General features: G+C 37.5%; 11 protein-coding genes and 1 riboswitch. Of the genes, 2 read left to right on the top strand and 9 right to left on the bottom strand.

Annotation, left to right across the window (positions count from 1 at the left end; genetic code table 11):
* Window positions 1-738: a hypothetical protein gene (locus J2S74_RS09240; protein WP_307324576.1), complete on the bottom strand. Its 738-nt coding sequence runs from the start codon at window positions 736-738 to the stop codon at window positions 1-3.
* Window positions 739-872: 134 nt separating this feature from the next.
* Window positions 873-956: riboswitch (cyclic di-GMP riboswitch) on the bottom strand.
* 244 nt (window positions 957-1,200) lie between these two features.
* On the bottom strand, window positions 1,201-2,208 hold the full coding sequence (locus tag J2S74_RS09235) for a hypothetical protein (protein ID WP_307324574.1): 1,008 nt from the start codon (window positions 2,206-2,208) through the stop codon (window positions 1,201-1,203).
* Between the two features lie 595 nt (window positions 2,209-2,803).
* Between J2S74_RS09235 and J2S74_RS09230 the strand changes: the two genes are divergently transcribed.
* A complete protein-coding gene (locus J2S74_RS09230) occupies window positions 2,804-3,829 on the top strand; it encodes an LCP family glycopolymer transferase (protein ID WP_307324573.1) in 1,026 nt (341 codons plus the stop codon).
* A gap of 42 nt (window positions 3,830-3,871) precedes the next feature.
* Here J2S74_RS09230 and J2S74_RS09225 read toward each other — a convergent pair whose 3' ends face one another.
* The 6 genes from J2S74_RS09225 to J2S74_RS09200 form a co-directional block, all read right to left on the bottom strand.
* The gene (locus J2S74_RS09225) at window positions 3,872-4,936 is read right to left on the bottom strand and encodes a glycosyltransferase family 4 protein (protein WP_307324571.1); all 1,065 of its coding nucleotides are present in this window, start codon (window positions 4,934-4,936) and stop codon (window positions 3,872-3,874) included.
* 127 nt (window positions 4,937-5,063) lie between these two features.
* Window positions 5,064-6,179, bottom strand: coding sequence for a polysaccharide pyruvyl transferase CsaB (csaB, locus tag J2S74_RS09220; protein WP_307324569.1), 1,116 nt, complete (start codon window positions 6,177-6,179; stop codon window positions 5,064-5,066).
* Window positions 6,167-8,113, bottom strand: coding sequence for a DUF5693 family protein (locus J2S74_RS09215; protein ID WP_307324567.1), 1,947 nt, complete (start codon window positions 8,111-8,113; stop codon window positions 6,167-6,169). Before J2S74_RS09215 ends, csaB begins: the two co-directional genes overlap by 13 nt.
* On the bottom strand, window positions 8,085-9,653 hold the full coding sequence (locus tag J2S74_RS09210; protein ID WP_307324565.1) for a putative polysaccharide biosynthesis protein: 1,569 nt from the start codon (window positions 9,651-9,653) through the stop codon (window positions 8,085-8,087). Before J2S74_RS09210 ends, J2S74_RS09215 begins: the two co-directional genes overlap by 29 nt.
* Before the next feature lie 9 nt (window positions 9,654-9,662).
* Window positions 9,663-10,385, bottom strand: a complete 723-nt coding sequence (locus J2S74_RS09205; RefSeq protein ID WP_307324564.1) for a WecB/TagA/CpsF family glycosyltransferase — start codon at window positions 10,383-10,385, stop codon at window positions 9,663-9,665.
* A gap of 728 nt (window positions 10,386-11,113) precedes the next feature.
* Window positions 11,114-12,901 (bottom strand): N-acetylmuramoyl-L-alanine amidase family protein, encoded by a 1,788-nt coding sequence (locus J2S74_RS09200; protein WP_307324562.1) that lies wholly within the window; start codon window positions 12,899-12,901, stop codon window positions 11,114-11,116.
* A gap of 552 nt (window positions 12,902-13,453) precedes the next feature.
* Between J2S74_RS09200 and J2S74_RS09195 the strand changes: the two genes are divergently transcribed.
* Complete coding sequence (locus J2S74_RS09195) at window positions 13,454-13,747, top strand: hypothetical protein (RefSeq protein ID WP_307324560.1); 294 nt, start codon at window positions 13,454-13,456, stop codon at window positions 13,745-13,747.
* Window positions 13,748-13,812: 65 nt separating this feature from the next.
* Here the strand turns inward: J2S74_RS09195 and J2S74_RS09190 are convergent, their stop codons facing one another.
* A complete protein-coding gene (locus tag J2S74_RS09190) occupies window positions 13,813-18,402 on the bottom strand; it encodes a cell wall-binding repeat-containing protein (RefSeq protein ID WP_307324559.1) in 4,590 nt (1,529 codons plus the stop codon).
* Window positions 18,403-18,605 lie beyond the last annotated feature (203 nt).

The following is an 18,605-nucleotide window of genomic DNA, read 5'->3' as shown; positions in this document are numbered from 1 at the left end:
TTATTCCGATTGTGCAGATGTGGATGATTTTGGTGAAAAAGACATAGCCATTCTCTCTGTAAAATCATTAATCGTCCGCATTAAATCATCCTTTTCATCAAGAACTTTTTGATATTGTTCTGTGTACTCCTGATTTTCTATTTCTAAATTCCTAACCTTTTCTTCAAGGTCTTTTATTTTTAGTAAACTTTCATATTGACTGTTCTTCGACTCTTCATTGAGTTTAATATATTTATTAGTCTCTTTTTCTAGTTGATTGGAAATCTTTTCGTACTCATTTTTGGTAGTATATTGATAGTCTTTATAATCTTCAAGAAGCTGATCATAACTCATTTGTTTGTTCGTAATATTACTTTCTAACAAACTTATTTCTTGATTTTTATCCTCCAAAAGCAACTCTTTTTTGTTTAAGTCGTGCTTTAAACGACTAATCGTTTCATTCGCTGTATTTAACTGGCTCTCAAGGTCTTTATTATTATAAAGAACTAATTGCCGGTCATTTAACAAATTTTCTAAAGAAACGATTAAATCTAACGAAACTTTGTCTTGATTGTCCTTTGTGAATAATTGCTTATTACTAGGTGAATCAGAAGTCTTTGGGTTATCCTCAATACTCATCTGTTCTTCCATTATTTCCTGTGTTGCTGGCTCCTCTACATTACTTTGATGAATCTGATGTTGATTAGATAAAACATTTTTAAACCAACTCTTCGGTTTATTTTTGGCCTCTTTCTTCATCCTTTGATCCCCCAATCATATTCAAAAGTCTATTATCATTTTATTCTAAATCCCAATGATAAACGTTTTAGACTATTTATCACATAAAAAAAGATGGATACCTAAAAACAGATACCCATCTCAATATCAGTTTTTTCGGTAACCCGGCTACCATAGCACTATCACTTTAGCCCGTGGCTTTTCGACCTTATTTTTCAATACGTTTGCTATTTTCGTTAAACCACCAATATCCAATTCCGTTCGTACATTTCCTAACTTCTCACTATCAATATCATACACCAAAATAGTAGTATTTTCGACAACAATAGGTATTTGTATCTTTTTTATTCATTATCAATAAAGAAGTAATAGGACTATACACCTACGGATTCCCTATGCTATTTTCCTCTATTAATTTTTATAATAAACTCAAAGAAACACCTAAACATCACTTGGTCCAGGTGCTGGTAACTTCTTCGAACTTTATAGTTGCTTTATTAAAGCTTCTGCCTTCATTTCATTGGAATAGGAATACTCCAGGGTTATTCCCTCACACACCTTTATCGTTCCGCCGTTCATTTCCATGCTGCGGTCAACGAGATGCAGGTAATACATAAATTCATCATCCGCATCATAAAGGCTGTCGGCCCCTTCATGCATCAACAACTTCACTTGCAGCTTGTCCATTCCTTTAACCTCAAAACTGATTTCAATGGTGGAAGGCTCGTCAGCGTAATCGATCCATTTTTTTAAAAGCAATTGAAGTACTAAACGCAATTGTTTTTTATCAATAAAAACATCTTTGTCTTGTTCTGACTCCATCGTTATATCTATATAGGGTATGAACTCAGGTGACTGTGTTTCTAATTGTGTTTCAATATAGGAAACGAGATCACTCATCCTTTCCCAGTCTGGTTCCGGTGTCCGAACAAAATTAATGTTCAGAAAATCATTTACATAGGTTTTCCCCTTCAAAATTTCCTGTTGTGCAATTTCAAGAAGTTCTTCTAACTTAGCTGGGTCTTTGATTTCCGTGTCCGTTTTTATCATCTGCAAAATACCGTAAACAGGTGTCAGGGCATTTAGAATTTCATGGGCATATCTGAGGCTGATTTGTTGCACTAACCGCTCTGTTTCACGGTTCCATTTTACCCCTTTTGGCGAGGCATTTTTTCCATCTAATTTATCTGTTAACGTGTATGACCACCAGTTTTCAAAATCATCCTTCTTCTTTTGGCCAAGTGCAGTGGAGGCTTCTTCCCATCCTCTCCTCCCTTCGTTTGTTCGAGCCGAAAAAACAGGAGCTAGAGGCGTTTGCAGGATGCTGTCTCCCACTTGAAGCTGATACTCTATTAGAAGGTCAGGCTTGCACTTTTCACAAAGGTGTAGAATAGTTCCGTCATGACTGAGTTCCATCACTCCGGAGCATTGTTCATTTCCCTGATTATTGTTGTTCACTATAGTGAACAACTCTTCACTATTAATCACCATAAAAACATCGTCACCCCCTGACAACAAAATAACCCATAAAAAAGGAATCACCTGAAATAAGCGAATCCTTTCTTTTTAAATATAGGTAAAAATATGTAAAATACTCCATGGATTTCCGGGTAATTTATCCTTATTTTACCTTGTTTCCGTCCTTTTGTAACGTATTTTCTACAACTTTTTAGAATATTTCCCTTAAAAAGTTCAAAAATGAACAATTTATCAAAATACCATCTAGGACTTTCCTACATTATAACAGAATATACGTTCTCTCTTCAAATTAAACACAACAGATCTAGCAATTGTATAAATCAACTAATCTTTAAAAACTTCATTATATCTTTACATAAGTTACCAAGTGACAAACAAGCCTACCATTCTTCCCTTTTCCCTTCTACTCATCGTCTTTCAACCCTTTTCGAGTAATTTTGAGATTTACTGATAGATTTAAATGTTGTAAAATAGTAATGTTATATATTTCAATCAACTTATTTTTACAAATTCAACGAATCTTTTACATTATGAATATCGTCTCAACATATAGGATTCTTGAATAATATTTTATTAATTAAAAATAAGATTAAAGGAGTACCTACTTATGGGAAATTCTAGAAAAGAATATAAAAATCAACAAAAAAAAGGCAGCAAACTTCGAAGGGTGTTAAAGGGACTAATGATTTTTACTATTGTTACCCTTTTAATTGCCGGTAGTGCTGTAGGATATATGTATTACCAGTTAGCTGATGTTACAAGTGGAGCACAGCAAGTTTTAGAGCGAGGGGATCGCTCAGAAATCCGTACACAAGCAGTTAATCCTAGTAAAGATAATATCTCCATTCTCTTTTTAGGGCTAGATGATCGGAGCGGTCAACTTAGAGGAAGAACGGATGCTATGCTACTAGCAACCTTCAATGAGAAAGAAGGTTCCATTAAAATGCTGAACATCCCAAGGGACTCTAGAGTAGAAATCCCTGGGAGAGGCCTTGATAAAATAAATCATGCCCATGCATTTGGTGGAATTGACTTAACAATCGATACGGTTGAAAAGCTTTTAAACATTCCTGTGGATTACTTTGTGTCATTAAACTTTGATGCGTTCATGGAAATTGTAGATACTCTCGGCGGTGTAGAAGTTGAGGTACCATTTACTTTTTCTGAAATGGATAGCAATGACAGAAGAGGTGCCATTACTATTTATGAAGGTACACAAACATTAAATGGGGAAGAAGCACTTGCTTATGTAAGAATGAGAAAGCAAGACCCACGAGGAGATTTAGGTAGGGGAGAACGTCAAAAACAAGTGCTAGAGTCTATTATCCGACAAGGGGCTTCCTTTAGCTCCATAACTAATTTCAGCAGTTTAATGGATAGTTTAGAAAACCATTTAAAAACGAACCTCAGTTTTGGAAATATCCTAGCTTTACATGGATATGCACCGAATCTGGGTAATATTGAGTCACTATCCCTTGACGGTACCGACTCAAGGATAAACGGAATATATTATTATTCCTTAGATGAAGAATCCATTGCAGATATTTCCTTTCGATTAAGAGTTCACCTTGGTTTAGAACGTGCTGTTGTAGTAGCAGACGAAGAAGATGATTTAGAAACGGCAAATCAATAAGAAAAGAAGCTGTCCGAAGAAAATTGGACAGCTTCTTTATTTTTATCGATAATTATCATAATTTTTCAAGTTGGATATCCGGTCTATAAAGTTCAACATGGGGCGATATTCCCCACTAACTAACCCTACCATTTCCACAATAAATTCTACAACCAAAATAAGTAAAGCGGTAATGAGTAATGCTCCCCATAAGGTAGATTGCGTGAGGATCATTGCTGATAAGGCAAAAAAGGTACTAATACCATAAATGATTAACACCGTTGTTCGATGGGAATAACCTAATCTCAATAAACAATGGTGTAAATGAGATTTATCCGGTGATGCTAAAGGCTGCTTATTCACTATCCTTCGAATGATGGCGAAAAGAGTATCAGAAATTGGAACTCCCAAAATGATAACTGGAATGATTAAGGAAAATAAAGTAACGCTCTTAAAGCCTAACAGGGAGATGACCGCAATCATATATCCAAGGAACAAGGCTCCTGTGTCTCCCATAAATATCTTTGCTGGGTAAAAGTTGTGGACGAGAAACCCTAACGTACTAGCTAAAAGCAAGGATGCTAACGTGACAATAAATATATTCCCATCTAACATAGCAATGGTCGCAATAGTAACTAGTACAATCGAGGAGACACCAGCGGCTAAGCCATCTAATCCATCAATTAAGTTAATGGCATTGGTAACACCAACGATCCAAAGAAAGGTAAGTGGTATTCCGAAAACGCCTAATTCAAGCGTTCCATCAAAAGGAAGATTAATGAACTCCACATATACCCCGCCAAAAATGACCGTTGCCGCTGCAATCATTTGGCCTAATAACTTCCACCTTGCCTTTATTTCAAAAATATCGTCTATAACTCCCGTGATCATGATGATAGTCGCACCTGCTAAAATGACTCCTAAGTCTTCGTTAAAAGGGCGAATAATAAGGATACCAAGTACAAAACTGATATAGATGGCCAAGCCCCCTAAAAGGGGAATAACTTTCTTATGTACTTTTCGTTTATTTGGACTATCCATTGCTCCAACTTTTATTGCTAACGTTTTTATTTTCGGTGTTATTAACAAAGAAAATAAAAAACAAATGAAAATCGTAACGATAATCAAGTACTCCAACCCCTATCTTTATCCATACAACTAGCTTTTCTTGGATGAATGTTCCTCTATATTATTTGACGAAGCTTTAAGAATTATGTTTCAGGCAAAAATAAATTCACATAATTTTACAGTTTTATTATTGAAGTTTGTATTTTACCTTTGCTTGCACCAAGTGCTTTAGGACACTTATGCAAGTATAATCCGCTTTCTTAACTGCTTCCTCTGTGTATGATACTAATTTCGATTTTAATAAGGGTTTTCTGACCATATACTCATCAATTTCCTTCATCAAACTTTCCCATGACCAGGAATTGGAATCTACACGACCTATTACTTGTTGCCCACAAAGGGAAGAAAAGGACTCCACCTTAGGGTCATAGGATATAGATAAAAATGGAACTTTGTTTATTGCAGCGAATATTAAAGAATGTAACCGCATGCCAACAAGTAACTCTGAATGGGCAATAATATTTATTTTTTCTTGAATGGAAATTTCATGGGGAGCAATATAGGTATTGCCCTGGGCCTCTTTTGTCATCATTTGTTTCACTTCTTGTGAACAATGAAGATCATCTTCCCCGTGCATCGGTATTAAAACCACTGGAAAACCTTGTTCAGCATATAAGGATAATCCCTTCGCAATATGGGTTAAGTAATTTTTATGATCTAACCAATATCTAACGGTCGCTGTTAAATACGGTTTCTCATTAGGGATCGTCTTCATCCATCGACATGGTGTTTTATCCTCTACTCTCATCCCAACGACTGGGTCTGGGACAACAGCAATTTCTTTTTTTACCCCAAAGCTCTTAAGATAGTTCTTCGAATTCTCATCTCTAACCGTTAATAAGGAGGCTTTTCCTAGGGTCCAGGCAGTAATCTTTTGGTTCCATTTCCTTTGAATAGGACCAATGCCTTGTGCATAAACAAAGAACGGTTTCTTTAACAAATGGGCAAGCCACATGATACCACAGTAGTATAAAACGGTTGTGGATCCTGTTTTATCTTGTAAAAGGCCCCCACCTCCACTAATCACTCCGTCTGCTGTTTTAATCGCTTGAATGACCTCTTTTAATTTCCAACGGTTAACGGCCTTAACCTTATATAAAGCAGCTGTCTTCTTCGGTTGGTTGGATAAAACAGTAATAGAGATACTGGGAAAATCTTTTTTTAACCCTTGGATAATGGACAGTAAAATTGCCTCATCTCCAACATTGTCAAATCCGTAATAGCCTGATATTACAATTTCCATTCATAAAACCTCTCTCTAGGAATTGTTTTACTGATAATCAGCCAACTTACAATAAGAATGACCCCGATAACAACGCCCAATCCTAGTCCAATAACGGTTCGTTGTATGGAAACGAGGAGTGGCGTATGCAAATGGGTAAATGTTCCGATGATCGAGCTAAACGTAATAGCACCAAATAGGAAAAAGTATTTCCCCCATTCATACCCCTCTTTAACGAAATAAATACCGAGCAAAAACAAAGGAGTTCCGATGAAGAATTCCGTCGTCCTTGGCCTTACTCCAAAGAAATTCTCCAGCCATTGACGTGTCTCCAACTCGAAAGGAAGACTCATTCCCGAATTCCCCGTTCTGGTTATATAAAACCCAATGATCGCAGTGACAAAGAACAATACGATTAAATGCCAAACCATGACTTGTTTTTTCAATACGGCAAGCCCTATTGTATACACTCCTATGATGAATAATGGTGTCACAGCTAATAGCTTTACACCACGAAAGCCTTCTAAACCAACCATGTATTCCCAACCATATAAAAGACTCACAACAAACCAAGCTCCTATTAAAGCTATCCCTAACCCTTTCACAAATGAAATAATTACCCCTGTATTTGTCGACGGCTTTCCAACGGTAAAAACAGCATAAACAGGCGCTATAATTGCTAGGCCTAAAACAAATAATTTCATTAGGAAATCCAGTTCCATCAATAAAAACACGGTGGAAACTCCCCAGAGGGCGATAACGATCGGTAAGGTATATCTTTTGGACACTTCCTGAATGATGAGCCCTATAAACGAGGAGGCAGCTAGTAGTAGAAGTACTTCCATCCATACAGGTAACTGGAATTTTGGATAGGGAACAACAGACCCTTTGCTCATCATCGTTTTGCTGTCCAGCGTTTGCAAAAATTCTACCGTGCCATCTAATGCATGTAATGCTTCATTTGGAAGTTCATACCTTTCACCGCTATATTTATTTAAAAGGTTGATATACAGGATTTGAATATTTCTTTCCTTCATTGCCCTTAAACTTCGGTACACTTGGGAAAGGTCCCTTTCGTTACCTTTTTCCAACGTTAAGCTATGTAGACGAACAGGTACTTGTCCCGTTGATTGTACTAATTGGGAAAAACCCTTTTGCGGTGTATTTTCAATGAAAATAAGATTTGTATCCCAGTAATCCATTTTTTCTTTAATAAAATGTAAAGTTGGTTCCCCACTTTCCTGATTAGGGGAATAGCCAACTACTTCTCCACCGATGAATAACAGGTGATTAATATAATCTTTCAGTCTGTCCACATCTTGTAAAAGAGCTTGATACTGTTCTTCACTTGCAAGATTGTTTTCTAACCGCAAAATAATGGAAAAATCGTTATTTATTGCTCTTTCCATATTTTCTATATCAAAGGTTATGGGCAAGTCCATTATTTCATCATTAACATAAGGTAAAAATAAAAACTCATTGTTCTCCGTCGAAATCGACTCCACCTTCGCAAACCCGTCGTAGAGACGGTTAATAGAGCTGCTTAATAATTCCATATAAGGATGATGTTTATCTAAAACTTCCAGGAGGATACCATGCTCCTCAAGGAGTTCCTCTGACGAACCTTCTGTTGCTTGATGAAAGTAACTTCTTGATACTACCTCTATAATGGAACGCTCTATTAAATCATCCATCGTTAAAGGTTGAAAGCTAATGGATTCAACCCCCCCTGACCTGAATTGAGATAGTACATCATCAGCAGGTATACCAACCGCTTCCATCGCTCTAATATCATCATATGGAATGGAGACTTCATAGGTAGTATGATTACTTTCTATACTGACTCTTTCCCACAGAAAGGGAATAGACAATATCATAACGATAACGATAATGGACCATAGTACTCTTGTCATCATAGGAACTCCTTCATCCTCCATTACTGATATACTTTCCAATATAAGGAATTTGCTTTAATTCTCGACTGGTAATTCCCTTAAGGGCCAAAATCATTCCCCCATAAATAAGGGCGCCTAGGAGAATCATCCCCATTAAGTAAACAAATGTATTTCCTCTCGTCCACTCTGTTAAATCTAGCCAGTACAAAGGTAATGCAACAACAATACCCATCACGATCGCTGAAAGGCCATAAATAAAATGATGACGCTTCCACATCTTTAGCGTAATGGTGTTCTTTATTAATACCAAGTTAAAGATTGTCATCAGTGCATAAACGATAACCGTAGATATAGCTACTCCCATTAACCCAAAGTGTCGGATAAAAACGATATTTAGGATTACCTTTAAAGCTGCACACCCTAGAACGATTAAGGCCGCATGGAAAGACCGATTCATCCCTTGCAGTAATCCTGTTGTCATAATAGCAAAGGCCGTGAATAGGGCATTAAAATGTAAAATAGCAATAACGGCATTTTCACGAAAATCACCAAAAAAAGCATAGTTTATTGGTATGGTTAAAGCTAAAAGTCCGATACTTATTGGCCAAGAGGTTAAATGGGTATAGGATAACGCCTTTTCTGTTAATGATGAAGTATGCTCCTTTTCCCCCTTGACTAAAGCGGAAGTGATTAATGGAATTAAAGGAATGACCATGGATTGGGCGAATACAACCCCAATTTGTACTAGTGCAAGTCCTCTTCCATAATAACCATAGATATAGGGGATTGTTTCTTCATCAAATCCAATTGCCCTTAACTGCGTCGGTACAGTGAGGGAATCGATCAAATTAATCAGTGCTAACGTAATAATCCCTATACAGATTGGAATAGCAAGTACCAATATTTTTTTGGACCAAAGCTTAAAGGCTTGCCAATTATATTTTTGTGAAGGCTCCTCCTTTGGTTTTGGCCCTACACGTGTATAGTAGATCCGTAAATAAACGAAGGAAGCAAAAACTCCTATAATGGAACCCGCCATCACTCCAGCTGTAACAATGTGTGACGGCTGATTTTGCTGCACAAGAAAAAAAGCAAACAAAAGAATAAAAAATACCCTTACTATTTGCTCTATGACTTGTGATACCGCTGTTGCTTTCATAATGTCAAAGCCTTGAAAATAACCACGGTAAACCGCCATATAAGGGGCAATTAATAAGGAGAAGGATATAACAATAATGGACAATCGTATGTATTCCCCTCCTAATAAAACGACAAGGGAATCTAATGAGCTTAATAACCCAACAAAACTAATACAGCCGAATAATAGGGCTAATAGGGAGGCAGTAATAAAAATATGTCTAATATTCTCCTCTTCCCCGATAGCCCGTGATTCGGATATTAGCTTGGAAATGGCTAATGGGATACCTGCCACAGCTAATATTAAAACGGTCATATAAACTGGATAGACGAGGGTAAAAATCCCTAACACTTCATTTCCAGCAATGTTTTGCAAAGGGATGCGAAAGGCACTTCCAATTATCTTTGAAAGCATTGTAGCAATCGTTAAATAAAACGCACCTTGGACAAGGCTTTTAGTCATATAATCATGTCACCTCTGTTTATAGGAGTACAGCTTAAAAACAAATCGAGGTAATGCAAGCATTCTCCTCCACCTAGAAGGCTGTTTCATCAGTCGATATAACCATTCCAGATTTAATCTTTGCCAAATTTCAGGGGCTCGCTTCACTTCCCCTGCTAAAACATCAAAACTACCGCCAATACCAATAAAAACCCCTTTGTTAAACTGTTCAATATACTTTCCTATCCATTTTTCTTGACGGGGAAATCCTAAGGCAACAAAAACAAAGTCTGGCTTTTTACCTGCAATTTCCTTTGCAATGGAAGGGTCCTCCCAATCAAAATAGCCGTTATGTTTTCCCACGATTTTAATATTTGGATATTGCTCTTCTATATATGTCACCGTTTTGTTTAGGACAGCTTCCTTTGCACCAAGTAAGTAAATAGAATTACCCTTTTGGTCTGCCTTCCTTAAAAGGCTTATAAATAAATCAAAGCCAGTTACCCTCTCAGGGATACTGCGCCCCAATAGTTTAGCTCCCTTAACAACCCCAATACCATCCGCAGTAATGATGTCTGCCTTAGAAAGCTCTTGAAAGTAATCTCGATTTTCATAAGCATGTAAAATAATTTCCGGATTCGCTGTAACAACAAATTTCTTTTTGTCATTGTCCACAGCATCTATAAGGGTATTTATTGTTTGATCATGTGTCATAGCTGAAACTTCTACACCTAAAATATTTACTTTATCCATTATCATCAACTCTTTTTCTTTTTAATCATTTCAATTATCAAATCTTATTAAAAGCGTGTTCAAAAAGTGTGTTGCAATGGCTCCGTTCGCTGCGCGCTTACTAGGAGAAAAGCACTCCTAGTAAGCTTAAAAAACAGCAGCGACTATGCTCATTGCTTCGAGTCAGTTCAAAAAGCTCAAAAACCGAGCTTTTTGAACTGACTCTATTAGACAAAATCATACCAAAAATTATTATTTACGCAAAGAAAGTGAAAAGTTCGGGGACCGGGTCCCCGAACTTTATGTGAACTTTTTACATGATTAAATATAATATTGTATGGTTATTACGGTTGCTTTTTTAGTTGAATGAATTTCATACATTTATGTCCTTATATGCCAAGGCTTTTTAAGTATGAAAAAAGAGTACTTCCCCCAAATGTCTAATTTACTCTTCTTCTATTTTTGAAAAGAAAATTGGAAGACTAGTTAGAAGTTTACTTGTCTCATAAAGCTTTCATGTAACGCGTAACGAAACGCAAACGCCTCTTACCCGGCTCATAAAGAGCATTACTCCTTAGTGCATTCGTCGAGACAACTTGTAGTAAATTCTAAAAGTAATGCTCCTCTGCCCCACCCCGTTTGCTCCTGCGATCACTCACTCGCTGCACAAAAGAATTCTCGCGTCGCTAGAGTCGCCGCCTTTCGTTTCTCCAAGCCTTTCAAAAAATAGCATCAAAGAGACTATTGTATTAATTTCTAAAGTATTGATCGATGGCTTCCATTAGGGCTTCGACAATTTTATCTTGCTGATTTACCAGCTTATCCAAATCATTTGGATTAGTCATGAATCCTATCTCAGCCAGGATTGCTGGCATCCTGCTAAACCGGATGACTTCAAAGTTTCTTTCAACAACTCCACGATCCCTAAACCCTAATTGGCTAACTAACTGGCGCTGTACTGACTCTGCAAGTCTTCTACTGTCAGCTCCCGCGTTAGTACGGTCAAAAAACACCTCAACCCCGTTTGCACTTGGAAGCATGAAGCTGTTCATATGAATACTAATAAATATATCTGCATTGGAGTTATTGGCCATTCTGGTCCGGTCCGATAAAGCAACAAAGGAATCATTGGTGCGACTCATCACTACTCTAGCGCCAGCCCTTTCCAATTCAGTCTTCAACTTATTAGAAATCTCCAAAGCCAGCCTGCTCTCAAATACACCGTTAACAACGGCACCAGGATCTCTCCCCCCGTGACCTGGGTCTATGAAAATAGTTCTTCCATTTAAGTTCCTTGAGACATTGTTACTACTTGATCCAGTTATTACACGAATAAAATCACTATGGACAAAAGCTCTGCTATTATTCAATCGAATTTCATACCATTGGCCCGTTTGTCCGCGAAGTTCCACTCTTGTTCCACGATCTAAGCTCCCGACAATTCTTCCATTGGTACTTGCTTGGTCCCTTACATTTAACCGACTGGCTGTTACCTCTCCCGTTCCTAAAGTTGAATTTTGATTCGCATTAGAGCCCGATCCTGCCCCTGATCCCGAGTTATTTGAACTATTCCTTACTTGAACAAAATCCCCATGAATGAACCCCCAACTGTTATTCAGCCGAATTCGATACCACTGACCAACCTTTTCATGAAGGTCTATTTGGGTCCCACGATCCAAAGATCCAATGATTCTTCCATTGGTACTGGCTTGATCCCTTACATTTAATCGGGTAGCAGTCACTTCCCCACTACCGATAACTTGAGATGTGGAAGAGGATGATCCTGAGTTACTTTGGAGATTGGTTACCCGTAAAAAATCCCCATGAACGAATCCCCAGTTATTGTTTATCCTTATTCTGTACCATTGACCGGATTTTTCGTAAACTTCCACCCTAGATCCTTGTGTTAAGGAACCAATAACTCTACCGTTAGTGCTGGCCTGATCCCGTACATTCAACCGGGTAGCTGTTACCTCTCCATTACCTATAACAGTAGTTGCATTTGTCCCTGAATTAGAACTGGACCCAGCCCCACTAGAAGTATTGGAAACTTGGACAAAATCTCCATGAATAAAGCCCCAGCCATTATTTACTCTTACCCTGTACCACTGCCCAATCTTTTCATATAAATCTACGTTCGTACCACGAGTGTAGGAACCGATGACTCTACCATTTGTACTCGCCTGGTTTCTTATATTTAAACTGCTGGCCGTTACCTGCCCTGTTGCAATAATTTGATTACTAACAGAGGCAGTTCGTGTCACCCTTACGAAGTCACTATGTATAAATGCCCAGCGATTATTATGTCTAATTCTGTACCAACTACCTTGCCGTTCATGTATTTCAACAGTTGTTCCACGAGTTAAACTACCCACAATTCTCGAAGTAGTATTGGGCTGTTCCCTTATATTTAATGAACTGGCCGTTATTTCTCCCATATCATTGGCATTTGCATACGTAATAGAATGATCATTTAATTTAATAAACAAAGAAACCAGCAACAAAATAACAGTACTAACTGCTATGTACTTATTCATTAAAAAGGTCGCCCCCAATCTAATAAACTAACATTATCCAAAGCTAAGAAAATACTTCCAAATGGTATCTAATAGCGTTGCTAATCCCCATAAAAATATTCCAATACACGCTACACTAATAGGTGAACCCCATTTAATTTCTTTCATTCTATTTCTCCTTATTTCTACAGTTTGTTTTAAATTACCACATTTTTCTTTATAAATAAATATAACTTTTCTATTAATTTTGACTTAAAGAGCGTGTTTAAAACTCCCATGTCTTTACAGACACCACGCTAAATTAGGAAGTTGATTTATGCTTCAGGCACTCCCTTTCCGCAGGAAAGAGCGTTACTTCGTCGAATAAACATCAATTTGTCTCGACGCATAATGCTACAAAGCAATGCTGGTAGAGGAAGAGACAGTTCTCGTGCCTTTCGCTTCAATCAACTTCGTTTGCAAATAGACAATGTATTAAAACATAGTTTTCGTATAACAGAGCTATTTTTTGAATTAAAGCCATAGGAATGTGATAATAATATTTAGAAGACTAATTGATGGGGAGGTTTTATAATGTCTATTAATAAAGAAGAAGAGTTATCCAATTGGCAAAATGAATTGACAAAACAAAAAGAAGACATACTTAGAAGAAAAACGATTATTGAAAATAAATTGGAGAAATATAACTTAAGACTAGATATCTTAAAATCCGCTAAAATCGATAAAAATTCTGATTTATTTAACCAAGTCCAAAACCAAGTGGATCAATTCGAAAAGGAATTAAATGAGTTTAATGAACAAAATGCTCAAAAACTTATGGAGATGGAAACTATCATCCAAAGGATAGAAATTCAAATGACAAAATAAATGTTAATACTAAATAATGAAAAGAGAAGACTGCTAGAGAAACCTCTAGGCAGTCTTTTTTTAATTTATTTAACGATTAAATCTACTAACTCTCCAAATACTGCATCTGAAACAGCTAGCTCCCCACCAAGAACGGTTAATTTTTCAACACCGTTGTCAGCTACAAAGGATTTTAAGTTATCACGTACAGAATCTCCTACTAACAAAATACCAGTACCTTGCTTAGCAGCAAGTGTTGCACCTGCAAGAGCATCAACGTGATCATTTACAGTTGCTACATAGAAGTGTTTTGCCCCTTGATCAAACTCTTCTACTACCATCATTGCCGTATCAAAGCGTGTTTGACCCGCAAATCTCTCTCCACCTGGAAGAGCATTAAATACTTCATCCGACATGACTAAATGTCCGCCTAAAGCATATGTTTTTTCTACATTTAATGTCTCTAGAGCATCTGCTGTTGCTTTTGGAAGATCCTCTTTTTCTGTTAAAAGAATTGGCATACCTTTCGCAGCTGCATATGGCGCAATGGCTAATGCATCAGGGAAGTCTCTACCGTAGACGACTACAGCTTCTTCAGAGCCCTCAGGAGCTACTTCTTGAGCAATTAATGCAGAAGTTTCCCATCTTGTTTGCCCTTCGATACGTCTTACGGAAGGAACAAGAGACTCTAATTCTTGTTCAACTGCTTCTCCAACAGCAAGATGTCCACCAAGTATAATTACCTCTGTTGCACCTAATCGTGCAATTTCATCTGCGGTTGCTTTAGGTAAGGAACCATTTCTCGTTAATAACATTGGTGCATCATATTTTTTTGCTAATGGAGCACCGGATAAAGCATCTGTAAAGTCGTCTGCACGAGTTAAGATAACGACATCAGAAGACTCCCAACCCTCTTGACTAACTTCTACCGCTGTGTCAAAACGAGTATGTCCTTCAATTCGGCTTACAAACGCATCCACTTTTGTGATTGTAACAACTTCCTCTGTTACGTTACCTGCTACGTCTACTAGTTCAAATGTAAATGTGTTTACATCTTCTCCTAAGGATAAAGTTAATTCCAACTCATCAGAGAAGTCAGATACACCAAAAGGTGCTCTTAACGCATTGAAGTACTCTTCACTATCATTTACAAATAAACGTAATTGGTTAAAGTTGTCACTTACAGATATATCAACGGTAACTTCATTTGTATCTTCAGAAACAAATGCTGGAGCATTAACTTCTAATACAGGAGCAGTTGTATCAACGATTACTTGACGCTTAATAGATACATAGTTTCCACCTGCATCCGTCATTTCAAAGAAAATGTCTGGAGCTCCATCTTCTTCGAATGTTACCGTAGTATCAAATTCGAAATAATTTGCTTCTTCATTAAAGGTAACTTCCGTCACTTCACCATTTACCTTGAATTCTACTACTTCTGAACTATCAACGATGTATCCAGAAACCGGAATTTCAAAACTATCAAATGCAGTTAATGTAACTGGAGAATCAATATAAATGTATGGTACCGTATCATCGTTAATTGCAGGAACTGATTCTACCGTTGTGTTACCTGCACGGTCAACAGCAACAATTTCTACTGTTGCACCTGTTGCTACTCCAGATACATCAAATTCACCAGATTGTGCAAAACGGTCTTCAGAAACATCAACTGTTGATTGCTCTTCACCATCTACTAGGATTTCTACACTTTGTAAACCAGATGCTTCTTCAGAAACTTCCCATTCAATAACCGCAGCATCAAAATCATAGTCTACAGTTACCACAGGTGCTGCAGTGTCAACTAATACTGGGAATTGAACACTTTGCCATCTAGCATCTTCGAAATCTACCCTTGCTTTTACCTCATAGTAGTATAATCCATCTTCAACAACAGATCTGTTCACTGTTCCATCCCAATTTCTTGTACCATCGAAAGTATAACCAGGTGCTGCATGGTTCTTTCTTACATCACTTTCTAATCTAATTGTTCTTAATCTCTCACCATCTTCATCGAGAATATTATATTGCACTGCCTCAGCATTTCTTAAAAATGTTAATACTGGATTAACACCGTTTGATACTTCAGGAGAGAATGCAAATATATTGTTAACATCATCAAATCCTTCAAGCTCAGGAATCGGTGTTAAACGTGAACCAGTTTGACTAAATAGTCCAGTCCAAGTATGGAAGGCTCCTGCTTCATACCATTTTGCATCAATAATTGGAGCTTCATCCCACTCACCGTAGAACCCTACATATGGAATGGCTAATGGAGGTACTCCTTCATTTGTTAATGTAACGAAACCTTCAACGAAAGCACCATTCGGGAATAAGTCGGTAAGTTTTGTTCCACTATTCCACACAACAGCGTCTTCTAAGTCAAGGGTCACAGTAAATTCAACAGTACCACCAGCTGGGACAATAAGTTCATTGGATTCATTAACACCATCAAATCCAATTGGATATTCACCTTCAGAATCAAATACGCCTTGAGCTTCTACCCAGTTTCTTCCTGAAACAACTAAGTCTGTTTGAACATTACCATTCACTTCGTACGTTACATCTTCATCGCCAAAGTTCTCAGCTTGAAGTGTAAAAGATACTGTATCACCAATTTCTCTTAATGCAGCTTTGGCTTCACCAGTATTTATTTCCGTAACAACTACAGGTGTTGCCATTGCAGCATGCAGGTCCATTAAACCAGAACCTTGTCTACGTGGAGAATATGGATTATCCAATCCAAATGCCGGATCTCCGTTAATCCAACTATTATCTTTAATAGGTACAGATGTGTTTAATAAAATATTTTTCGCCTTTAAAGCTCGATCGTAACCTTCTAATTCAAAGTACTCATCTACTCTTTGTAAAACGAGGGCAGATCCACCAGCTACGTGTGGAGCAGCCATAGATGTTCCACTCTTTAATCCATATCCCCCACCTTGAAGGGTAGATAAAATATTTCCACCTGGTGCGGTTATTTCAGGTTTGAAATCTAAGTTTGGAGTTAATCCCCATGATGTAAAGGCTGACATACTACCTGCATCCGGGTTAGGGGCAACTACTGATTCCCCACCGAACTCAATAAATACTTCTGTTCCTTCCGATAGTAGGTCCACTAATTGATTACCATCTGTTTGAGATATAAATACTTGTGGAATTACAATGGATCCGTCTGTAGCCATTGCAACATAACCGGTTGTATTATTAGCTACAATCGCTCCAGCCCCACCTGCGTTTTGAATCGCCAAAGTTTTGTCAACAAATGGTAAACCACGTCGAAGCATTACTATTTTATCTTCAACATCTGTTTCAGCAAGTTTTGCATTTAATACATCAATAGATCCTTCATGATCTACATATATCAATTCTTTTGGAGCCTCTATATCTTTATGATAATCATTTGAGGCTAAGAATGCTGCGTTTCCTTCCTCTTCACCAGCTGTCCATGAGAAAGCTTCCATTTCCAAGAAAGAGTTTTCAAATGATGCCACACCAATGGAGTCATAAGAAATACTTGGAGCCCCTGTTAAACCAATATCAGGATTAGAAGCAAGTGGATCTCCCAAACCAAGTGCATTACTGAAATGAGCAGAGTTACCAGCAGAAATTGCTGCCACAATACCATTGTCTACTGCTCGGGCAATTGCTTGTTGTTCTGGATCTTCAGGTCGAACGAAACCTGCCACCGACCCAAGACTTAAGTTAATTACATCTGCCCCTAATAAAATTGCATCGTCAATTGCTTTTACATAAATATCACCATATGTTGAACCGAAACGTGGATCATCACCGAATACTCGTAAAGCTAGTAATTGTGCATTTGGAGCAACCCCTTTAATTTCTCCATTTGCAGCAACTGTACCAGCTACGTGCATCCCATGGCTGCTAACACTTGGACCTTGCTCAAGAATTTGAGTATTTTTATCCATATAGTTATAGCCGAAAGGAACTTTATCTGTGAAATAGATACCATCAAGGCCTGATGCCTTAACCATTTCTTCTGTTAAACTAATTTCTACACCTTCGTCTAAGGTCATGTCATTGTGCCAAGGGTCTATTCCACTATCGATAATTCCAACAATCATTCCCTCGCCATCATAGCCATAATCTTGCCATGTCTCCATCGCCCTAACTAATTCTAAGCTATGGTCCATATTTGGCTCTTGTTCTTCTGGCAAGGTATAAACATTAGAGATATGTACTTCAGATACGCCAGGAGCATTTTTAATTAATTCATACTCTCTGAATGTCACTTCTGTACTAAAACCATTAAGTGCTGTTGTAAAGCTGTATTCTACATCAAAATTGACTCCCATAGAAGTGATCGTAGACTTAACCGCTTCTTGGGAACTAACTATTTCTTCTTGTAATTGAGCTTGTACAGAGTCAGCTAGGTCTTTATAACGTACGCCCTGTTCCGTTGCGTAACTAATTGCGGGTTCTTTCTCAAGCTCAACTACAATTCTCACCATATCTTCTGGGCCATATTGCTCAGCAAGTACTGTTTCATCAACAGTATCCTCGATAGAAGGCGTCGGTTGCGTTTTTTCTGGTAATCCTTGCGCAGGTGCCGTTGCAGCAACAGGAGCTGCATACACTAGATTAGAAAAAGCTAATAAAAATACTAGAAAAATAGCTAAATTTTTTCTTAGTTTTCTTACTTTCATCATTTGTTTTCCCCTCTTTTCTTTCTAAATTTTTAAAAAACTCTAATAATAAAGATCCTCCTTTCTTTTTTCGATGAAATATAACAATAATTAGAATTATTGTACAATATAAAACTATCATTTACATTTTTCTCTGTCAATAATTGCTAGATAATGAAATTACCTGGATAAACGTATATTCATACACCAATTCAGTAATATATTGG

This window comes from Evansella vedderi (assembly GCF_030813435.1).
Lineage (GTDB): Bacteria > Bacillota > Bacilli > Bacillales > Salisediminibacteriaceae > Evansella > Evansella vedderi.
This window is presented reverse-complemented; position numbering and strand designations above follow the sequence as displayed.